Raw genomic sequence first — 821 nt, 5'->3', positions numbered from 1 at the left:
CGATTGGTGGAAAGACTGCAACGGGAATTCGAGCGTCTGCGGCTTGTGACGGAGCAAATCCGCCAACTGCAGAAGCACCAGCACACGATGCTGCGTCAGGCGCGGAAGCGTATCGCTGAGAGTGAGGAGGATTCGAAGCTAGAGACTGAGCAGCTCGGTGCTGAGGAACGAATCATTGCTTTGGCGGAGCACTTGGCACAGCTTAAGGGGATCGGCGTTGTCACCGCCTGGACGCTTGCCGCGGAAATCTTTTCGTGGCGTGACATTGGCAATCGTCGACAACTGGCCGCGTTGGTCGGCTTGGTTCCTACGCCCCACAGCAGCGGCAATGAAGAGAAGGAGCAGGGAATTAGCAAAGCAGGTCGCGGCGATCTACGCGTACTGATGATCGAAATCGCTTGGCTTTGGCTTCAGTATCAACCCCAAAGCGAACTTTCGCGGTGGTACTGCGATCGCTTCGGCGGTGGCACTTCCAGAGAACGCAAACGAGGCATTGTGGCACTGGCTCGGAAGTTATTGGTGGCCTTGGGCAAGTATGTCGCTCGGGGGGAAATTCCTGCCGGCGCGTTGCTCGGTGAGAAACTGTCTACCAACTACACCGCATCTTTGGAGCCGAAGCCGAAGCCGAAACAGAACCGATCGACGGCTCAACCCGCATGCCAGACTGCAGCTTGAGACCGCAGAAGTGAACCAAGTCGATGACTGAGAATTAATAACTGTGAACTGTTGGAGGTGCTTGCATCAGCACAGAGATGGATCCCTCGCGATCCACCGCCCTGGCGATCTTCCGGTGACGGGAACCGTGATGACCCCAGAGTCTT

The 821-nt window shown here is 56.8% G+C and carries 1 protein-coding gene; it reads left to right on the top strand.

Going from position 1 to position 821, the window contains the following annotated elements:
• Positions 1 to 675, top strand: a 675-nt coding sequence (locus GE027_RS22630; RefSeq protein WP_153559500.1) for a transposase, incomplete at its 5' end; no start/stop codon positions are given.
• Positions 676 to 821 lie beyond the last annotated feature (146 nt).

The sequence above is a fragment of the Roseimaritima sediminicola genome, assembly GCF_009618275.1.
GTDB classification, from domain to species: Bacteria; Planctomycetota; Planctomycetia; order Pirellulales; family Pirellulaceae; genus Roseimaritima; species Roseimaritima sediminicola.
Note: the sequence above shows the minus strand (reverse complement) of the source record. Positions and strands in the feature narration are given on the sequence as shown.